This window comes from Neisseria zalophi (genome assembly GCF_008807015.1).
In the GTDB taxonomy this organism is placed as follows: Bacteria; Pseudomonadota; Gammaproteobacteria; order Burkholderiales; family Neisseriaceae; genus Neisseria; species Neisseria zalophi.
On the sequence record NZ_CP031700.1, the window covers coordinates 2045840 to 2065580 of the forward strand.

Genomic DNA, 19741 nt, shown 5'->3' on the forward strand with positions numbered 1-19741 from the left:
CACATCAATCAAGGGCTTTTATATTCGGACGTGCATATCTCAAACTTTACCATGCAACACATCCCGATATTGTTCGGTTTATTACCTTATACATATTTTCCACTCAAAGACAGCATATTAAACCGCTGTAATTTATTCTTTATAAATCAAACAATAATTTATAAAATCATTTTTTCTTTATTAAGATGAAAGTTTTTATCTTGATTTAAGCATTAAGTTTAGGTTATTGTTCCCATTCCTTTTATCAATAAAACGCTCAAGCGTCTGGGCTCAATTGCTCGGGTAGTTTGGTTGTCGCTGTTTTTTTGTAATGCGCGTACCCTAAATCGTTGCTTACAAAAATTGCATTACAGGTGCTGTGGCGAAACGAATTACTCCTTTTGGCTTACACGCAGAAAAAATAGAGGCAGATATGCAATTATCAGGTGCACAAATACTCGTGCAAAGTCTTAAAGCCGAGGGCGTAGAATACGTTTTCGGTTATCCCGGAGGCGCAGTCCTCGAAATCTACGATGCACTGTTCCAATTTAATAAACTCAAACATATTCTGGTACGCCACGAACAAGCTGCTGTTCATGCGGCCGATGCCTATTCCCGCACCAGCGGTAAAGTAGGTGTCGCACTGGTGACTTCCGGCCCTGGAGCGACCAATGCGGTAACCGGCATTGCCACCGCCTATTCCGACTCTATCCCGCTTGTAGTTATTACCGGACAAGTCGCTACGCCCGCTATCGGTACCGACGCGTTCCAAGAAGTCGATACCGTAGGTATTACCCGACCGTGTGTCAAACATAATTTCTTGGTAACCGATATCAATGATCTGGCGGTAACGATTAAAAAAGCCTTTCAGATTGCCGCTACCGGCCGTCCCGGCCCGGTGGTTGTCGACATCCCTAAAGATGTGACGCAGGCTATGGCAAAGTTCAGCTATCCGCAGGAAGATGTTTTTATCCGCTCATACCAACCGGTCACACAAGGCCATGCCGGCCAAATCAAAAAAGCCGTACAGATGTTTGCATCGGCCAAACGTCCTTTGGTTTATTTCGGTGGCGGCGTGGTATTGGGTAACGCTCATCAAGAATTAATTGATTTCATCCACTTAACCGGCGTTCCCTGTACCGGTACATTAATGGGCCTGGGTGCATTCCCTTCAAGCGACCGCCAGTTCCTCGGTATGCTCGGTATGCACGGCACCTATGAAGCCAATTTGGCTATGCAGGATGCCGACGTTGTGCTTGCCATCGGTGCGCGCTTTGACGACCGTGTAGTTTCCGTACCTTCTAAGTTTTTGGAAAAGCCCAAAAAAATCATTCATATCGATATTGACCCTTCCAGTATTGCCAAACGCGTGAAAGTCGATATTCCAATTGTCGGCGATGTTAAAAACGTTTTAGCAGATATGGCGGCATTGTGGAAAAAGCAAGAATTATTGCTTTCACCTACTTCACTGGAAAAATGGTGGCAATCTTTGGAAAGCTGGCGCAAACGCGACTGCCTGTGGTTTGACAATGACAATGACGGTGACATTATCAAACCTCAATATGTGCTGCAAAAATTAGCAGAAATTACCCGAAATTCAGCCATTATCACCTCCGATGTCGGCCAGCACCAAATGTTTACCGCGCAATATTATCCTTTCGAGCGCCCCCGCCAATGGCTGAATTCAGGCGGCCTCGGCACTATGGGCGTCGGCCTGCCCTATGCCATGGGTGCCAAATTGGCAGCACCCGACCAAGATGTATTCTGTATTACGGGCGAAGGTTCGATTCAGATGAATATCCAAGAGTTGTCGACCTGTTTCCAATACAAGATTCCGATTAATGTAGTGACCTTAAACAACGGTTATCTGGGCATGGTTCGCCAATGGCAGGAGCTGTATTACAGCAACCGCGAATCCGAAACCTACTTTGACTCGCTACCCGACTTTGTGAAACTGGCCGAAGCATACGGCCACATCGGTATCCGTATCGATAAAAAAGGCGATGTGGAAGGTGCCCTGCTTGAAGCCATCAAGCAAAAAGACCGCTTGGTATTCATGGACTTTATTACTGATAAAAAACAAAACGTGTTCCCTATGGTCGGCAACGGCAAAGGCTTAGATGAAATGGTATTGCCGCCGCACATGCGCGAAACGCCGAAAGATTCGGATGTCAACGATGTGAAAGACCGTGATTACGATACAAGGAGCGTGCCATAATGCGACATATTTTATCTATCCTGATGGAAAACGAATCAGGCGCGATGAGCCGTGTGGTAGGCTTGTTTTCCGCCCGTGATTACAATATCGACTCATTAGCCGTTGCTGCCACCGAAGACAAAACCTTATCGCGGATGACCATTGTCACCCACGGTGACGACACGGTTTTAGAACAAATCACCAAACAGCTTAATAAGTTGGTCGAAGTGGTTAAAGTGGTCGATTTAAACGAAAGCCGTTTTGTCGAACGGGAATTGATGTTGGTTAAAGTCCGTGCTGTCGGCAAAGACCGTGACGAATTCCTCCGTCTCGCTGAAATCTACCGTGGGCGCGTTGTCGATGTCACCGATAAAACCTATACCATAGAAGTTACCGGCTCATCCGACAAACTGGATTCATTCTTGGAAACGCTAGGCAAAACTTCAATTCTCGAAACCGTACGCACCGGTGCGGCCGGAATAGGTCGCGGCGAGCGGATTTTAAAAATTTAAGTATATTTTTTTATTTGGAAAGAAACGGAAAGGAACGGATATGAGTAATATTAAAGTTACTGCCATAATTATCGTGAAACCCGAGTATCGCCACGAGCTACTTGAAGTATTCCGCCAATTGGTCGCCGCCAGCCGCGGCGAAGAAGGCAATATCCGTTACGATCTGCATCAAGACACAGAAAACGAAAACCGTTTTATCTTTTTTGAAAATTGGCAAAACCAAGCTGCTTTGGAAAAACACGGCACAACCGCCCATTTTCAAAACTTTTTAAAAGCTGCCGAAGGTAAAACCGATGGTTTGGAAGTCGTCACGATGGCAGACATATCCGAAAACACCGATTAATACCCGCTATTATCAATAATTCAATTTTAAGGAAATCCAAAATGCAAGTTTTTTACGATAAAGATGCTGACCTATCATTAATCAAAGGCAAAACCGTTGCGATTATCGGCTATGGCTCGCAAGGCCATGCACACGCAGCCAACCTGAAAGATTCAGGCGTAAACGTTGTCATCGGTTTGCGTCAAGGCGGTTCATGGAAAAAAGCCGAAGCGGCCGGCCACAAAGTCTACAACGTAGCCGATGCCACCAAAGCCGCCGATGTTGTGATGATTCTGCTGCCGGATGAAAACCAACCTGTCGTTTACAAAAACGAAATCGAGCCCAACCTGAAAGACGGCGCGGTATTGGCATTTGCCCACGGCTTTAACGTACATTACAACCAAATCGTGCCACGCGCCGATTTAGACGTAATTATGGTTGCCCCCAAAGGCCCCGGCCACACCGTACGCAGCGAATACCTGAAAGGCGGCGGTGTTCCGACGCTTATCGCCGTTTATCAAGACAAATCCGGCAAAGCACGTGATATCGCCCTTTCTTATGCAGCTGCCAACGGCGGTACCAAAGGCGGCGTGATTGAAACCAACTTCCGCGAAGAAACCGAAACCGACTTATTCGGCGAACAAGCCGTATTGTGCGGCGGTGCGGTAGAGCTGGTGAAATGCGGTTTCGAAACTTTGGTTGAAGCCGGCTACGCCCCTGAAATGGCCTATTTCGAATGTTTGCACGAATTGAAATTGATTGTAGATTTGATGTATGAAGGCGGTATTGCCAATATGAACTACTCAATTTCCAACAATGCCGAATATGGCGAATATGTTACCGGCCCCGAAGTGGTTACTCCGGCAACCAAAGAAGCCATGAAAAAAGCGTTGTACCGCATCCAATCCGGCGAATATGCCAAAATGTTTATCCAAGAAGGTGCCACCAACTATGCCAGCATGACCGCACGCCGCCGCTTGAATGCCGATCATCAAATTGAAAAAGTCGGCGCCCAACTGCGCAGCATGATGCCTTGGATTGCTAAAAACAAATTGGTTGATTTAGATAAAAACTAATCTGCCGCATAACTTGGTTTTATAACCATTCAAGAGGCCGTCTGAAACTATTCAGACGGCCTCATCATGCAAGAATCTTGCATAGCTTCAAACAATACAAATCAAACAATCTTTTTCCAACCTTTTAATTGTCGATAAATATTGCCACTTCCCTCCAAATATTTTATTGCCAACTTATGATGTGATATACTTTCGGACTGAATTTTATCTTTCCATCTGACAACATCAGACAGGGTGCATAACCCCGTTTTATTAACCATCAAGTAATTTATATAAAGTAAGGGCTTACGATGAGCGTAACTGTAGAAAACTTAGAAAATCTCGAGCGTAAAGTAGTATTGTCTCTGGCGTGGAACGAAATCAACGCCGAAACCGACAAACGCTTGAAACAAACCCAACGCCGCGTAAAAATCGACGGCTTCCGCCCCGGTAAGGCACCGTTGAAAATGGTATCTTCCATGTATGGCGCAAGCATTCAAAACGACGTTTTGAACGAAATGGTTCAAAAAGCATTCTATGATGTAGCTGTTGCTCAAGATTTAAAAGTAGCCGGTTTTCCCAGCTTCGAAGGCGTTGAAGAGCAAGACGACAAAGAGTCTTTCAAAGTGGCTGCCGTATTCGAAGTATTCCCCGAAGTGAAAATCGGCGACTTATCCGCACAAGAAGTAGAAAAAGTTACTGCCGAAGTGGGCGATACCGAAGTGGATAAAACCATCGAAATCCTCCGCAAACAACGTACCAGCTTCCAACATGTTGAGCGCGAAGCCCAAAACGGCGACCGTGTTATTATTGATTTTGAAGGCAAAATCGACGGCACACCGTTTGAAGGCGGCAGCTCGCAAAACTATCCTTTCATTTTGGGCAACGGCCAAATGCTGCCTGAATTCGAAGCCGGTATTTTGGGCTTGAAAGAAGGCGAAAGCAAAGACGTCGAAGTTCACTTCCCCGAAGATTATCATGGCAAAGATGTGGCCGGTAAAACCGCCGTATTCACCATCAGCCTGAAAAACGTATCCGAAGCCGTTTTACCTGAAGTAGACGAACAATTTGCCAAAGCATTGGGCATTGAAGACGGCGATGTGGCCAAAATGCGCGAAGAAGTGCGCAAAAACGTTGCCCGCGAAGTAGCCCGCCGCACCGAAAGCCAAACCAAAGAAGCGGTTATGGAAGCCTTGCTCAAAGCAACCGATATCCAAGTACCTAAAGCACTGGTTAACGATGAAGCAACCCGCTTGGCCGATGAAATGAAACAAAACTTCATTAATCAAGGCATGGCCGATGCCGCTGATCTTAATCTTTCTAACGACTTGTTTAAAGACCAAGCAGAACGCCGCGTTGCTTTAGGCCTGATCTTGGCGCAATTGGTTGACGAACACAAACTGGAACCGACTCAAGAACAAATCAAAGCAGTGGTAAGCGACTTTGCCGAAAGCTATGAAGACCCTGAAGAAGTGATCGAATGGTATTTTGCCGACAAACAACGTTTGCAAGGCCCGACTTCTTTGGCCACTGAATCGAATGTTGTCGAATTTGTTTTGGGTAAAGCCAAAGTAAACGAAAAAGTATTGTCGTTTGACGAAGTTATGGGTGCACAAGCCTAATCGGGCCGTCTGAACCTATGAACCCACACAAGCACCGAAGCTGCCTTCCGCGCTTTGGTGCTTTTTAACGAATATCCTGACAAGGAGCGTAATATGATTCCTGAAATCAACAACGGCTATTTGGTGCCGACCGTTATCGAGCAAAGCGGCCGTGGCGAGCGTGCTTTCGATATTTATTCACGCCTGCTGAAAGAACGTATTATTTTTCTGGTCGGCCCGGTAAACGACGACAGCGCCAATCTGGTGGTTGCCCAACTTTTATTCTTAGAAAGCGAAAACCCCGACAAAGATATTTTCCTGTATATCAACTCTCCGGGCGGCTCGGTAACCGCGGGTATGTCGATTTTCGATACCATGAACTTTATTAAACCCGACGTATCCACTTTATGCTTGGGTCAGGCTGCCAGCATGGGCGCATTCTTATTGTCTGCCGGCGCCAAAGGCAAACGTTTTGCCCTACCCAACAGCCGCGTGATGATTCACCAACCCCTCATTAGCGGCGGTTTGGGCGGACAGGCTTCCGATATTGAAATTCATGCCCGCGAATTATTGAAATTGAAAGACAAACTCAACCGTTTGCTGGCCAAACATACCGGTCAGGAATTGGAAAAAATAGAACGCGATACCGACCGCGATAATTATATGTCTGCCGAAGAAGCCCAACAATACGGCTTAATCGACCAAGTCATTGAAAACCGCGACAGCATCAGCTTGTAAACCAACGCTATCATTTTTCAGACGGCCTCTTTAAACAGGCCGTCTGAAAAATATGGTCGTCGTATCTATTGTTTTTGCTTTATTTAAAGAAGTCTTATCATGAATCTACTGGGCGCATTGGCAAAAGTCGGCAGTTTAACCATGGTATCGCGCATACTCGGCTTTGTCCGCGACACCATTATTGCACGCATGTTTGGCGCGGGAATGGCCACCGATGCTTTTTTTGTCGCATTCAAACTGCCTAATCTATTGCGCCGTATTTTCGCCGAAGGGGCGTTTGCCCAAGCTTTTGTGCCGATTCTGGCCGAATACAAACAAACCCGCTCCGAAGAAGCTACCCGCGAATTTATCCGCCATGTGGCAGGCATGTTGTCTTTTGCTTTGGTGATTGTGACCGCCATCGGTATTTTAGCGGCACCTTGGGTGATTTATGTGTCCGCTCCGGGCTTTGCCAAAAATGCGGACAAATTCCAACTTTCGGCCGATCTTTTAAGGATTACCTTTCCCTATATCCTGCTGATTTCACTCTCTTCCTTTATCAGCTCTATTCTCAACACTTATCATAAATTCAGCATTCCCGCCGTTACACCGACCTTATTAAACATCTCGTTTATTGTTTTCGCACTATTTTTCGTGCCCTATTTCGACCCACCCGTTATGGCTTTGGCATGGGCGGTTTTTGTAGGCGGATTATTGCAACTGGGCTTCCAACTGCCATGGCTGGCCAAGCTGGGTTTTCTCAAACTGCCCAAACTCAATTTCAAAGATGCCGCTGTTAACCGCGTAATGAAGCAAATGGCACCGGCCATTCTCGGTGTGAGCGTGGCGCAAATATCTTTGGTGATTAACACCATTTTTGCTTCGTTCCTGCAATCGGGCAGCGTATCGTGGATGTATTATGCCGACCGCCTGATGGAACTGCCTACTGGCGTACTCGGTGCGGCCTTAGGTACCATTCTGCTGCCGACACTTTCCAAATATGCCGCCGGAAAAGATACGCAGGAATTCTCCGCCCTACTCGACTGGGGACTGCGTTTATGCATGTTGCTCGCCCTACCGGCAGCAGTCGGCCTGGCTACCTTGTCGTTTCCCCTGATTGCCACTTTGTTTATGTATCGCGAGTTTTCACTCAATGATGCCCTGATGACGCAAAGCGCCCTCATTGCTTATTCTTTCGGCTTAATCGGCCTAATCATGATTAAAGTTTTGGCACCCGGCTTTTATGCCCGCCAAAATATCAAAACGCCGGTAAAAATCGCTATTTTCACGCTTGTCTGCACCCAACTGATGAACATCGCATTTATCGGCCCGTTGCAACACGTCGGTTTGGCATTGGCTATCGGATTAGGGGCTTGTTTGAATGCCGGATTACTTTATTTTCTACTGCGAAAACACAAAATCTACCAACCTAAACAAGGCTGGCTGGCATTTATTATCAAATTATTTATCGCGCTGGTGGTTATGGGTGGCGGCCTATGGTTGGCTCAGGCACAAACTTATTTCCCGCTACAATGGGTGCAAGTACCCGGCTGGCAGAAAGCAATTCAACTTTCCGGATTAGTGGTTTTCGGCGCCGCCTTATATTTTCTATCGCTTGCTCTGCTCGGTTTCCGCCCCCGTCATTTCAAACGTTCGGAATCTTAAGCAGTCAGGCAAACAGCATCGCACAGCGTTCAAAAGCCCGAAACGGGCTTTTGTTATTTTAGGTATTCACAGGCCGTCTGAAACTACCATATTTCAACACTTTTTATCATAACTTTGCTTATTTCATAAGCTTTTCCAATCGACTTGTTTTTATAAACACAAGCCGCTGTTGGCCTGCTTGCGCCCTGCCATGTATTTTGTTAAGGTAGTTCACGTTTTTATTTTTAATAACAAAAAGGAGTCAACCGATGACTGAAGAAACTCAAAAAACACCCCTCGAATATGCACGCGATATTATTAATCAGCTCAAAGAAATGCAGCACTACGCGCAAACCAATGCAGAAAAATTGTCTTCCCAGTGGCTGGCCTTTTCAGAAGGTGAATTTAAAAACAAACTGTTTGCCGAAAAAGTGGGCGACCTGCTCAACAAACAAGGTGCTTATGTAGAAGAATTGCAAGGCGTGATTAACGATATGGAACTCGAATGCAACCGTATTGAAAACGAAGCATAAACATCAATAAATCAAGAGGCCGTCTGAATCGCTATTTCAGACGGCCTCTTTTTAAAAAATACCTAATCCGTTACTACATCGCTCCATAATTCGGCCCACCGCCCCCTTCAGGGCAAGTCCAAACAATATTTTGGGTCGGGTCTTTAATATCGCAGGTTTTGCAGTGTACGCAGTTGGCGGCATTAATCTGCAATACCTGTTTACCCTCTTTTTCTACGATTTCATACACCCCTGCCGGGCAATAACGGGTTTCCGGCGAAGCATAATCTTTTAGGTTTACATCCAACATCACCTGCTGATTTTTCAAAACAAGATGGGCAGGCTGGTTTTCTTCATGGCTCACATTGGCGAGAAACACACTGCTTAAACGGTCGAAAGTCAGTTTGCCGTCGGGTTTCGGATAATCAATCGGGCGGCTAACGGCGGCTTTTTGCAACGAATCATTGTCCGCACCGTGATGCTTCAATGTCCACGGAGCCTTACCCTTGAAAACATACAATTCCAAACCGGTATAGGCCATCGCCGGAAACAATCCCCACTTAAACGCCGGGCGGATATTGCGCACCGCATGCAGCTCTTGATACAGCCAACTTTCTCTAAACAACCGATCATAAGCCACGGCTTCTTTACCGCTTTGCACCGCTTCGATTTCTTCCAAATTATCCAACAACGGGAAAACAGCCTCTGCCGCCAGCATTGCCGATTTCATCGCCGTATGAATGCCTTTGATGCGCGGTACATTTAAAAATCCTGCCGTATCGCCGATCAAAACGCCACCGGCAAAAGTCAGTTTCGGCAGGCTTTGCAAACCGCCTTCGCTGATGGCGCGCGCACCATAAGCAATGCGGCGGCCGCCCTCGAATATTTTGCGGATTTCGGGATGGGTTTTAAACCGCTGAAACTCTTCAAATGGAGAAAGATAAGGGTTTTGATAATCCAAACCGACCACAAAGCCGACGGCAATCTGATTGTTATCCAGATGGTAAATAAAAGAGCCGCCATAGGTTTTGCTATCCAACGGCCAGCCTGTACTATGTATCACCAAGCCCGGTTGGCATTGGCTTTCGGGCACTTCCCAAATTTCTTTAATGCCGAGACCATAAGTTTGCGGCTGGCAATCCCTATCCAAAGCATATTGGCGGATAAGCTGTTTGGTTAGCGAACCACGACAGCCTTCGGCAAAAATGGTTTGCTGCGCCCATAATTCCATGCCCGGTTGGAATTGGTCGGTCGGTTCACCGTCTTTACCCACACCCATATTACCGGTAGCAATGCCTTTTACCGAACCGTCGGGGTGATACAGCACTTCGGCGGCGGCAAATCCGGGATAGATTTCCACACCGAGATTTTCCGCCTGCTCCGCCAGCCAGCGGCACAATTCGCCTAAGCTGATGATATGGTAGCCTTTATTGTCAAAATTGGGGGTAACCGGTAGGCGGACGGCTTTTTTTTGCGTGAGAAACAAAACCTGATCTTCGGTGACACTGCGGTTAAGCGGCGCTCCCAATTCCCGCCAATCGGGCAGCAGTTCGTCTAAAGCATGCGGGTCAATCACGGCGCCGGCCAGAATATGTGCGCCGACTTCCGAGCCTTTTTCCACCACGCATACACTAATCTCACGCTCTTGCTGTTGGGCAAGCTGTTTCAGCCGGATGGCGGCCGACAAGCCCGACGGCCCCGCGCCGACAATCACAACATCATATTGCATGCTGTCGCGTTCTATGGTTTCGCTTTCGCTCATGGTGGCGTTCCTATTTTCTATATGGTAGTTGTTTGCGCGCCCGATAATGTTTTCAGACGGCCTTTTATGGTTTTTAAAAACAGATAATTATACAGTATCGGCTTCATGAGAAACAGCCGTTTGGCTATATCCGCCCACCATAACCGTTTCAATCAAACCGAAACCACCATCAACAATCAGGCCGTCTGAAATATTTTCAGACGGCCTGTATCTTATTCAATCATCTTGTTATTTTATTCCGGCGCGTGCATTTCCAAGCGGCCGCCTGCGGCAACCAATTGGTCTAATACTTCTTCCCAAGCATTGGCGGCATTGGCACAAGCTTCACCCTCCGCTTTAATGCCGAACTCAATATAAGGCGGTATTTTCTCACCGTTTTCTTTTATCCTGCCGACACTGGGCAGGCTGAATGTGCGGATGCCGTGATAAGTCTCTTCGATATAACGCATCACCGGCGCCACATGAGATTCCGGAATCCCATACACCCACACCGAATGCTGGACACTTTCCACCGCATGAAAACGGTCGGCATAATAAGTATCCAACACCCATTCCGCCATCGGGTGCGCCATCACGGGGAAGCCCGGAAAAAAATAATGTTCGCGAATCGAAAAACCGGCAATCGAGTTATAGCTATTCGGTACCAAATCGGCACCTTGCGGAAAATCGGCCATCAGCAGGCGTTGGCGGTGAGCGGCGGAATCAAGCGCATCGCCGCGTTTTAGCGAAACCTCATCAATCAACTTAGCAGCTTCCGGATGGCGAGCCAAAGGCAAATCCAAAGCTTCGGCAGCGGCCTGACGGGTATGGTCGTCGGGAGTTGCCCCGATACCGCCGGTCACAAACGTCGGCAGGCCGTCTGAAAAACTGCGCCGCAGTTGTTTAACCAATAAATCATAATCATCGGGCAAATATTGCACCTGCCCCAGCTTCAACCCGTGCGAACCGAGCAAATCTTTAAAAAAAGCAAAATGTTTGTCGATACGGCTGCCGTGTAGAATTTCATCACCGATAATAATTAAATTAAAATAGTTCATTGCGTATACTTTCCATCAAACAAGCAGCAAACAGGCTGCCGGAAAACACGTTCAGGCTGGACGAATCAGCCGATTCATACAATAATAACCTGTTTTCAGGCCGTCTGAAACGGCATTTCCATATATTCACAGGATTCCCCATGAGCCAAAATAACCATACGATTCTACAAAGTCTGCCCGTCGGGCAAAAAGTCGGCATCGCCTTTTCAGGCGGCCTTGATACTTCCGCCGCATTATTATGGATGAAACTCAAAGGCGCCCTGCCCTACGCCTATACCGCCAACCTAGGCCAGCCCGATGAAGACGATTACAACGCCATCCCCAAAAAAGCCAAAGAATACGGCGCCATCGAAGCGCGTTTGGTTGACTGCCGCAGCCAATTGGCACACGAAGGCATCGCCGCCATCCAATGCGGCGCATTCCACGTTTCCACCGGCGGCATTGCCTATTTCAACACCACGCCTTTAGGCCGCGCCGTAACCGGTACCATGCTGGTTTCAGCCATGAAAGAAGACGATGTCAATATCTGGGGCGACGGCTCGACCTATAAAGGCAACGATATCGAACGCTTCTACCGCTACGGCCTGCTCACCAACCCCAGCCTGCGTATCTACAAACCTTGGCTCGACCAAGCCTTTATCGACGAACTCGGCGGCCGTCAGGAAATGAGCGAGTTTCTGATTGCCAACGGCTTCGACTACAAAATGTCGGTTGAAAAAGCCTACTCTACCGATTCCAATATGCTTGGCGCCACCCACGAAGCCAAAGATTTAGAGTTTCTCAACAGCGGCATCAAAATCGTGAAACCGATTATGGGCGTGGCCTTTTGGGATGAAAACGTTGCCGTGAAAGCCGAAGAAGTCAGCGTACGTTTTGAAGAAGGCGTGCCTGTTGCGCTCAACGGCCAAGAGTTTGCCGATCCCGTCGCTTTATTCCTAGAAGCCAACCGCATCGGCGGCCGTCATGGTTTGGGCATGAGCGACCAAATCGAAAACCGTATTATCGAAGCCAAATCACGCGGTATCTACGAAGCCCCGGGCATGGCGCTGCTTCATATCGCTTACGAGCGTTTGGTTACCGGTATCCACAATGAAGACACCATCGAACAATACCGCATCAACGGCCTGCGCTTGGGCAGGCTGCTGTATCAAGGCCGCTGGTTCGACTCGCAAGCACTGATGTTGCGCGAAACCGCACAACGCTGGGTAGCCCGCGCCATCACCGGCGAAGTCACACTCGAATTGCGCCGTGGTAACGACTATTCGATTCTCAACACCGAATCGCCCAACCTCACCTACCAACCCGAACGCTTGAGCATGGAAAAAGTGGAAAATGCCGCCTTTACCCCGCTCGACCGTATCGGCCAATTGACTATGCGTAACCTCGATATCACCGACACCCGCACCAAACTGAACCTCTATTCGCAAAGCGGCTTATTGCAACTGGGCGAAGGTTCCGTATTACCGCAATTGGAAAACAAATCGAAATAAGCCTTTATCTTGAATTCGATAAAGCCACAAGCCGTCTGAAACCATTTCAGACGGCTTGTTTTTACAATCATCGCACTATAAGTTTCAGGCGGCCTCTAATAAAGCTAAGGCCGTCTGAAATACTGTTTTAGCGGTTCACTATTGTTTTATACAACTCAAGCCGCCGTACCTTCTAAAAAGTCTTGTGCAAAACGTTGCAACACACCGCCCGCTTCGTAAATCAACACTTCTTCGGCGGTATCCAAACGGCAGATAACGGGCACTTCCACCGTTTCGCCGTTTTTACGGTGAACCAACAGGGTCAACTCGGCACGCGGTTTGCGCCCGCCGACCACGTCATAAGTTTCCGTGCCGTCTAATTGTAGCGTATGACGGTTTACCCCTTCTTTAAATTGCAGCGGCAATACACCCATACCAATCAAATTGGTGCGGTGGATACGCTCGAAACCTTCGGCCACAATCGCTTCCACACCGGCCAGCCGCACGCCTTTGGCCGCCCAGTCGCGGCTGGAACCTTGGCCGTAATCGGCGCCGGCAATAATAATCAGCGGCTGTTTGCGGTTCATATAGGTTTCAATCGCCTCCCACATCCGCATCACTTGGCCTTCCGGCTCCACACGCGCCAACGAGCCTTGCTTGGTGGTGCCGTCTTCGTTTTTCACCATTTCGTTGAAGAGTTTCGGGTTGGCAAAAGTCGCCCGCTGCGCGGTGAGGTGGTCGCCGCGGTGGGTGGCATAAGAGTTAAAGTCCTCTTCCGGCAACCCCATCTTGGCCAGATATTCGCCCGCCGCACTGGTCGGCAAAATGGCATTTGAGGGCGAAAGGTGGTCGGTGGTGATATTGTCGGGCAGAATCGCCAGCGGCCGCATGCCTTTCAGCGTGCGTTCGCCTGCCAATGCGCCTTCCCAATACGGCGGACGGCGGATATAGGTCGACATCGGGCGCCAATCATATAGCGGGCTGGGGGCTTTTTCCGCCGTTCCGGTGTCGAACATAGGAATATACACATCGCGGAACTGCTGCGGTTTCACATATTCGGCCACAATCGCGTCGATTTCTTCATCGCTCGGCCAGATATCCTGTAAGCGGATTTCTTTGCCGTCGACCACACCCAATACATCGTTTTCAATATCGAAGCGGATGCTGCCCGCAATAGCATAGGCCACCACCAACGGCGGCGAAGCGAGAAACGCCTGTTTGGCATAAGGATGGATACGGCCGTCGAAATTGCGGTTGCCCGACAATACGGCGGTGGCATACAAATCGCGGTCGATAATTTCCTGCTGTATTTTCGGATCAAGCGCACCGCTCATGCCGTTGCAGGTGGTGCAGGCAAATGCCACAATGCCGAAACCAAGTTTTTCCAATTCGGGCAGCAGGCCTGCTTCTTTCAAATACAGTTCGGCCACTTTCGAGCCCGGCGCGAACGAAGATTTTACCCACGGTTTACGGGTCAGCCCCAATTCATTGGCTTTACGCGCCAATAAAGCGGCCGCCACTACATTGCGCGGATTGGAAGTATTGGTACAGCTGGTAATCGCGGCAATAATCACCGCACCGTCGGGCATGTGGCCGTCGGTCGGCTCTTCATAAGGTGCGGCAATGCCTTTTTTCGCCAAATCGGCCGTTGCAACGCGGGCATGCGGGTTGCTCGGGCCGGCCATATTGCGGCCGACATTGGATAAATCAAACTTCAATACGCGCGGATAAACGGCGTTTTTCAAAGTATCCGCCCATAAACCGGCGGTTTTGGCATAGTTTTCCACCAATTTAACCTGCTCGTCGTCACGGCCGGTCAGTTTTAAATAATCAATGGTTTGCTGATCAATGGCAAACATCGCCGCCGTAGCACCATACTCCGGCGTCATATTGGAAATCGTGGCACGGTCGCCAACCGATAAGCTGGCTACCCCTTCACCGAAAAATTCCACAAACGCCCCGACCACACGCTCTTTACGCAAAAACTCGGTTAAGGCCAACACAATATCGGTTGCGGTAATGCCCGGATGGCGTTTGCCCGTCAGCTCCACACCGACAATATCGGGCAGGCGCATCATCGAAGCACGACCGAGCATCACCGTTTCCGCTTCCAAACCGCCCACGCCGACGGAAATCACGCCCAAAGAATCCACATGCGGCGTATGGCTGTCGGTGCCGACGCAGGTATCGGGAAAGGCCACACCGTCTTTCACTTGAACCACGGGCGACATTTTTTCCAAATTAATCTGGTGCATAATGCCGTTGCCCGCCGGAATCACGTCTACATTTTCAAAAGCGGTTTTTGTCCAGTTGATAAAGTGGAAGCGGTCTTCATTGCGTCGGTCTTCAATCGCACGGTTTTTGGCAAACGCATCCGGGTCAAAACCGCCGCACTCCACTGCCAAAGAGTGGTCGACAATCAATTGGGTTTGTACAACCGGATTCACTTTGGCCGGATCTCCGCCTTTTTCGGCAATCGCATCGCGCAGCCCCGCCAAATCCACCAACGCCGTCTGCCCCAAAATATCATGGCACACCACCCGCGCCGGAAACCAAGGAAAATCGATTTCCTGTTTGCGCTCGATTAATTGCGACAGCCAGCTGTTCAAAGTGGCCAAGTCGGTTGTTTCCGCACGGTTCACCAGATTTTCAGCCAGAATGCGCGAGGTATAGGGCAAGGTATCGTATGAACCCGGCTTGATGGCTTCGCAGGCCGCGCGGGCATCGTAATATTCCAGATTAGACCCGGGCAGGGGTTTACGGTAGATTTGGTTGGTTTTCATAAGTTGCTCCTTAAATATTTTTCTTTTATTAAATCAGGCACTCAAGATGCCGTTTTGGGTTTTCAGACGGCCTAATGCCGTCTGAAAAAATCCTATTGTCTGTTTGTATATGGCTTTATTTAGTGCGCCAACGGCCGCCGGATACATGCCATAACAAACCGCTGATAACGGTAATAATACCGAGCCAATGCCACAGCCCCAAGCGTTCGTTTAATACCCAATAGCCGGCCAATAAAGCCACCACCGGCACCAATAAAGCAAACGGCGTAACCTTCCCTGCCGGATGTTTTGCCAACAACGCCCCCCAGCCGGTATAGCCGACCAAGCTGGACACATAGGCGATAAACAAAACCCCCGATATGCCTTTCCAAGTCAGGTTGGCAAGGTGCTGCACCACGCCGCCGAAGCCATACGCCAGCAGCGCAACCGAAGCAAAGGCGGCAAAAGCGGGAATCCCGCCCCACACCACCAACGACAAAGCATTCACCCTGCCGATGCGTTTCACAATAATATTACCGCAAGCCCAAGATGCCGCCGCCCCGAAAACCGGCCAGATGGCCGCCAACGGCAAATGCCCCTGATACTGGCCGACACCGATTAACACCAAACCGACCGCCGCAGTACACATGCCGCCGAGATGATGAGCCAGCACCGGCTCATGCAGCAACACACCTGCAATCAACACGGTAAAAAACACCTGCACCTGCAACATCAAAGCCGCCAAGCCCGTCGGCAAACCCCAATCCAATGCGGTAAACACCAAAGCAAACTGGCCGAAATTAATGGTGAGGCCGTAAGCAACCAGCAGATACCACGGCACCGCCGGACGTTTAATCAAAAACAGCGCGGGAAACACCACACATAAAAAGCGCAATGCCCCCAATACCAACGGCGGTACTTCGTTCAGGGCAAACTTCATAAACAGGAAATTCACGCCCCATATACTGATAACCAGCAATATCAGCAGGTAGTCTTTGGGTTTCATAGCCGTATTTCCCCGCCATTCCAGATAATGTGCGTTGCCCCACAACCGTTTAAATATTTTTAAACTTCCTAAAGTTGGCAGGATACAAACCATTCATCAACACGATGCCTGCCACAATGCAAACCGCACCTGCCAAAAAAGCGGCAGACGGCATCTCACTCAATACCAGCCATGCGAGAAAAGCGGCAAATAACGGCTCGGAAAGCTCCGTTACCTGAACATTGGCCGCACTCATCAACCCCAATGCTTTGGTTGTGCAGTAAAAACCCAATACGGTAGGCAGTAGCGCCAAAGCCAAAACGCTTAAAACTATTTTTCCATTCCAATCAATCGGGTGCATCATGTTCAAAAAGGGCAGTAATAAAAACAGGCTGCCAAACAACATCAACAATCTGGTCAGGAAAAGCCCGCCCTTCAAGCCCGTTTTTTTCACCATCACCGAAAACACACCGTATCCGGTTCCTGCCAAAGCAGCGTTTCCGACCAAGCGTATATTGCCTCCGGTCGCGCCTTCAGACCAAGCGATAATGCCGATACCGACCACTGCCGCCGCCGTTCCTAAAAGTGCCGTCCATGCAATAGATTCGCCAAGAAGTATTCTGCCGAACACCAAAGCGGATACGGCTGCCGAAGCCATCAATACGGCTACCACATCGGCTGCGTTGCCATATCGGTAAGCAGCGGTTTCAAAGAAAAACAAAACGAAAATGCCCAAAAATGCACACAACGCAACACTGCCCCAAAATCTGCCCGCACTATATGCTGCCGTATCGGTTATGCTGCGCTTTTGCTCTGCAAACGGTTTACGAATCAGCATCAAACTCAACAGCAAAAACGCTGCAAAAGTTTTGAAAAACGCAATATCCTGTATATTAAGGCCTTCTTCAATCAATATCTTGCTAAAAATACCGATAGAAGCATTTAAAGCCGCTGCCGCAGTAGCGAAAATCAAACCTTTTATCAGGTCAGACATCCTGCTTCCTTTCCCCACGCTGGCGTTAATAAAACCATTCTATCTTTCAATCACGACGATTTCGGCACCACAAAACGCCATTGCGAATGCGATAACGGGGCTTGTTCGCAATGCTGCATAAACAGCGTACGCCAACGGTGATTGGGGTCGAAGGTCGAATCCGATTCGTTGCCGACGGTTAAACACAAACCCGAACCGCGCAATTCGACGCGGCCGTCCGGACGGTGGACAAAATGCTGCAAGTGTTGCGCTTCTAAAAACGGGCTGCGTTCGCCGCATCCTTTCGGCATCACGGCGGCGCCGGCCAAGATGGTGTTATTGATGCCGGCTGCGGTTGCGCATACGCCGTAAGCAGGAAAATGAATCATGCCGTTGTCTTCCATCACCACCGCTTCATCGGCATAAAGGCCGGGTTTGCAATTGTGGGCGGTCATCGGCATATCGAAGCGGACATAATCGCCGGAACCAACCACATCCAAGCAATAGCCGTCTTGCGGGCGGTCGAGGTCGTTCACCAAGCGCAGATGGCCGGGCTGTTTTTGCGTGGCGGCTGCGGCGGTTGCAGCCTGTTTCGGTGCGGCGTCTTGTGCCGGTTTCGCCCTGCTTTGTTCGACGCAAGCGGATAAGAGAAGGCTGCCGACAAGGGCGGTTAATAGTGTTGTGGAATAAGTTGTTTGGGTTGTTTGTTTCATTTTGCTCACCGTATTCACTGAGAAAATAGGCATCTATGCCTTTATAAGGGCGCTATTGTACTGTCTGCCGCCTATTCGGGTGAATATTTCCAAACGGTTTTCTGCGGTTCCAACTTAGTCGTCATCAGGGATTATGCTTTTTTCAGACGGCCTCTATTTATTTTATAGGCCGTCTGAAAAGAACATAATAAAAAGGTACGTCTGGCGAATGCCGGCCGTACCTTTTTTATATAGATTAGCGGTCGTCCATATATTGGAAAGCCAAATCATCGGGGCCGGTGTAGTTGGCACTCGGACGGATAATTTTGCCGTCTTGGCGTTGCTCGATAACGTGTGCACTCCAGCCGGTGGTGCGCGAAATCACAAACAGTGGTGTGAACATGGCGGTCGGCACGCCGAGTTTTTGATAGGAAACGGCTGAGAACCAATCCAGATTGGGGAACATTTTTTTCTCGTTCCACATCAGGGTTTCCAAGCGTTCGGCAATGTCGAACAAACGCATATCGCCCGCTTCTTCGCTTAATTGGCGTGCCACTTCTTTAATCACCACATTGCGCGGGTCGGAAACGGTATAAACGGGATGGCCGAAACCGATCACAATCTCTTTGCGGGCAATGCGTTCGCGGATATCGGCTTCTGCTTCATCGGCGTTGCGGTAGCGTTTTTGAATATCGTAAGCCACTTCGTTGGCACCGCCGTGTTTCGGCCCTTTCAAGGCGCCGATGGCGCCGGTAATGCACGAATACATATCCGAGCCTGTACCCGCAATCACACGTGCGGTAAAGGTTGAAGCGTTAAACTCGTGTTCCGCATAGAGAATCAGCGAAATATGCATGGCTTTGACTTGGGACTCGGTCGGGCGTTTGCCGTGTAGCAAGTGAAGGAAATGGCCGCCGACACTTTCTTCTTCACTTTCCACACTGATGGATTTGCCGTTATGCGAATATTGATACCAATAAAGCAGCATACTGCCGAATGAAGCCACTAATTTGTCGGCCACATCACGCGCTTCGCTAACGGGCTGGCTTTCACGCTCCGGACGGATGCAACCGAGCATGGAAGCGCCGGTACGCAATACATCCATCGGATGGGTATGTGCAGGCAAACTTTCCAGCACTTGAATCACGCGGATAGGCAGGCCGCGCATGGATTGCAGTTTTTTCTTATAGGCGGCCAGTTCGAAACGGTTGGGCAGGTGGCCGTGGATTAGCAAATAAGCAACTTCTTCAAATTCGCAATGCTTGGCCAAATCCAAAATATCATAACCGCGGTAGCTCAAATCGTTGCCGCTGCGGCCAACGGTACACAATGCGGTATTGCCTGCGGCTACGCCTGAAAGGGCAACCGATTTTTTGGGTTTGAAAGTCGGGGTTTCGGTAGTCATAGGGGGGTCTCCTTTGTAGATTTGGTTTTATATGCTTTAAAACGGCGATATCAATAAGTAAAGGCCGTCTGAAATACGCGCCGGACAATCGGGCGTATTACCTGCGGCCGTATGGGT

General features: G+C 49.2%; 16 protein-coding genes. 9 read left to right on the forward strand and 7 right to left on the reverse strand.

The features are described from left to right. Window positions 1-412 precede the first annotated feature (412 nt). The 8 genes from ilvB (at window position 413) to D0T92_RS09485 (ending at window position 8560) form a co-directional block, all read left to right on the forward strand. Window positions 413-2197 carry a biosynthetic-type acetolactate synthase large subunit gene (ilvB, locus tag D0T92_RS09450; RefSeq protein WP_151052297.1) on the forward strand — a complete coding sequence of 595 codons (1785 nt, stop codon included), beginning with the start codon at window positions 413-415 and terminating at the stop codon, window positions 2195-2197. Then, entirely contained in the window at window positions 2197-2688 is a 492-nt protein-coding gene (ilvN, locus tag D0T92_RS09455) for an acetolactate synthase small subunit (RefSeq protein ID WP_151052299.1), read from the forward strand. Before ilvB ends, ilvN begins: the two co-directional genes overlap by 1 nt. Before the next feature lie 40 nt (window positions 2689-2728). After that, complete coding sequence (locus tag D0T92_RS09460) at window positions 2729-3031, forward strand: putative quinol monooxygenase (RefSeq protein ID WP_151052301.1); 303 nt, start codon at window positions 2729-2731, stop codon at window positions 3029-3031. Window positions 3032-3072: 41 nt separating this feature from the next. Next, the gene (ilvC, locus tag D0T92_RS09465) at window positions 3073-4086 is read left to right on the forward strand and encodes a ketol-acid reductoisomerase (RefSeq protein WP_151052303.1); all 1014 of its coding nucleotides are present in this window, start codon (window positions 3073-3075) and stop codon (window positions 4084-4086) included. Between the two features lie 290 nt (window positions 4087-4376). Continuing rightward, complete coding sequence (tig, locus tag D0T92_RS09470) at window positions 4377-5687, forward strand: trigger factor (RefSeq protein WP_151052305.1); 1311 nt, start codon at window positions 4377-4379, stop codon at window positions 5685-5687. A gap of 93 nt (window positions 5688-5780) precedes the next feature. Continuing rightward, complete coding sequence (clpP, locus tag D0T92_RS09475; RefSeq protein ID WP_151052307.1) at window positions 5781-6404, forward strand: ATP-dependent Clp endopeptidase proteolytic subunit ClpP; 624 nt, start codon at window positions 5781-5783, stop codon at window positions 6402-6404. A gap of 99 nt (window positions 6405-6503) precedes the next feature. Then, window positions 6504-8048, forward strand: coding sequence for a murein biosynthesis integral membrane protein MurJ (gene murJ / locus D0T92_RS09480; protein WP_151052309.1), 1545 nt, complete (start codon window positions 6504-6506; stop codon window positions 8046-8048). Window positions 8049-8296: 248 nt separating this feature from the next. After that, entirely contained in the window at window positions 8297-8560 is a 264-nt protein-coding gene (locus tag D0T92_RS09485; protein ID WP_151052311.1) for a hypothetical protein, read from the forward strand. A gap of 73 nt (window positions 8561-8633) precedes the next feature. Here D0T92_RS09485 and D0T92_RS09490 read toward each other — a convergent pair whose 3' ends face one another. Next, window positions 8634-10301, reverse strand: coding sequence for an electron transfer flavoprotein-ubiquinone oxidoreductase (locus D0T92_RS09490; protein ID WP_151052313.1), 1668 nt, complete (start codon window positions 10299-10301; stop codon window positions 8634-8636). 233 nt (window positions 10302-10534) lie between these two features. Then, window positions 10535-11338 carry a competence/damage-inducible protein A gene (locus D0T92_RS09495; RefSeq protein WP_151052315.1) on the reverse strand — a complete coding sequence of 268 codons (804 nt, stop codon included), beginning with the start codon at window positions 11336-11338 and terminating at the stop codon, window positions 10535-10537. Window positions 11339-11478: 140 nt separating this feature from the next. On the opposite strand from D0T92_RS09495, the gene argG reads away from it, so the two are divergent. Next, window positions 11479-12828 (forward strand): argininosuccinate synthase, encoded by a 1350-nt coding sequence (gene argG / locus D0T92_RS09500; protein ID WP_151052317.1) that lies wholly within the window; start codon window positions 11479-11481, stop codon window positions 12826-12828. A gap of 155 nt (window positions 12829-12983) precedes the next feature. On the opposite strand, the gene acnD is transcribed toward argG, so the two are convergent. The 5 genes from acnD to prpC all read right to left on the reverse strand — a co-directional run bounded on the left by acnD (window position 12984) and on the right by prpC (window position 19624). Beyond that, on the reverse strand, window positions 12984-15590 hold the full coding sequence (acnD, locus tag D0T92_RS09505) for a Fe/S-dependent 2-methylisocitrate dehydratase AcnD (RefSeq protein WP_151052319.1): 2607 nt from the start codon (window positions 15588-15590) through the stop codon (window positions 12984-12986). 115 nt (window positions 15591-15705) lie between these two features. Then, on the reverse strand, window positions 15706-16575 hold the full coding sequence (locus D0T92_RS09510; protein ID WP_191963637.1) for an EamA family transporter: 870 nt from the start codon (window positions 16573-16575) through the stop codon (window positions 15706-15708). A gap of 49 nt (window positions 16576-16624) precedes the next feature. Beyond that, window positions 16625-17548, reverse strand: coding sequence for a DMT family transporter (locus tag D0T92_RS09515; RefSeq protein WP_151052323.1), 924 nt, complete (start codon window positions 17546-17548; stop codon window positions 16625-16627). Window positions 17549-17598: 50 nt separating this feature from the next. After that, complete coding sequence (locus D0T92_RS09520) at window positions 17599-18240, reverse strand: RICIN domain-containing protein (protein WP_151052325.1); 642 nt, start codon at window positions 18238-18240, stop codon at window positions 17599-17601. 235 nt (window positions 18241-18475) lie between these two features. Next, the gene (prpC, locus tag D0T92_RS09525; RefSeq protein WP_151052327.1) at window positions 18476-19624 is read right to left on the reverse strand and encodes a bifunctional 2-methylcitrate synthase/citrate synthase; all 1149 of its coding nucleotides are present in this window, start codon (window positions 19622-19624) and stop codon (window positions 18476-18478) included. Window positions 19625-19741: the final 117 nt, after the last annotated feature.

Bases quoted from the DNA above. Each gene is read 5' to 3' on its own strand.
- clpP (WP_151052307.1), top strand. From the start codon at position 5,781: ATGATTCCTGAAATCAACAACGGCTATTTGGTGCCGACCGTTATCGAG.
- ilvC (WP_151052303.1), top strand. From the start codon at position 3,073: ATGCAAGTTTTTTACGATAAAGATGCTGACCTATCATTAATCAAAGGC.
- tig (WP_151052305.1), top strand. From the start codon at position 4,377: ATGAGCGTAACTGTAGAAAACTTAGAAAATCTCGAGCGTAAAGTAGTA.
- acnD (WP_151052319.1), bottom strand. From the start codon at position 15,590: ATGAAAACCAACCAAATCTACCGTAAACCCCTGCCCGGGTCTAATCTG.
- D0T92_RS09520 (WP_151052325.1), bottom strand. From the start codon at position 18,240: ATGAAACAAACAACCCAAACAACTTATTCCACAACACTATTAACCGCC.
- prpC (WP_151052327.1), bottom strand. From the start codon at position 19,624: ATGACTACCGAAACCCCGACTTTCAAACCCAAAAAATCGGTTGCCCTT.
- murJ (WP_151052309.1), top strand. From the start codon at position 6,504: ATGAATCTACTGGGCGCATTGGCAAAAGTCGGCAGTTTAACCATGGTA.
- D0T92_RS09485 (WP_151052311.1), top strand. From the start codon at position 8,297: ATGACTGAAGAAACTCAAAAAACACCCCTCGAATATGCACGCGATATT.
- D0T92_RS09460 (WP_151052301.1), top strand. From the start codon at position 2,729: ATGAGTAATATTAAAGTTACTGCCATAATTATCGTGAAACCCGAGTAT.
- D0T92_RS09510 (WP_191963637.1), bottom strand. From the start codon at position 16,575: ATGAAACCCAAAGACTACCTGCTGATATTGCTGGTTATCAGTATATGG.
- D0T92_RS09495 (WP_151052315.1), bottom strand. From the start codon at position 11,338: ATGAACTATTTTAATTTAATTATTATCGGTGATGAAATTCTACACGGC.
- argG (WP_151052317.1), top strand. From the start codon at position 11,479: ATGAGCCAAAATAACCATACGATTCTACAAAGTCTGCCCGTCGGGCAA.
- ilvB (WP_151052297.1), top strand. From the start codon at position 413: ATGCAATTATCAGGTGCACAAATACTCGTGCAAAGTCTTAAAGCCGAG.
- D0T92_RS09490 (WP_151052313.1), bottom strand. From the start codon at position 10,301: ATGAGCGAAAGCGAAACCATAGAACGCGACAGCATGCAATATGATGTT.
- D0T92_RS09515 (WP_151052323.1), bottom strand. From the start codon at position 17,548: ATGTCTGACCTGATAAAAGGTTTGATTTTCGCTACTGCGGCAGCGGCT.
- ilvN (WP_151052299.1), top strand. From the start codon at position 2,197: ATGCGACATATTTTATCTATCCTGATGGAAAACGAATCAGGCGCGATG.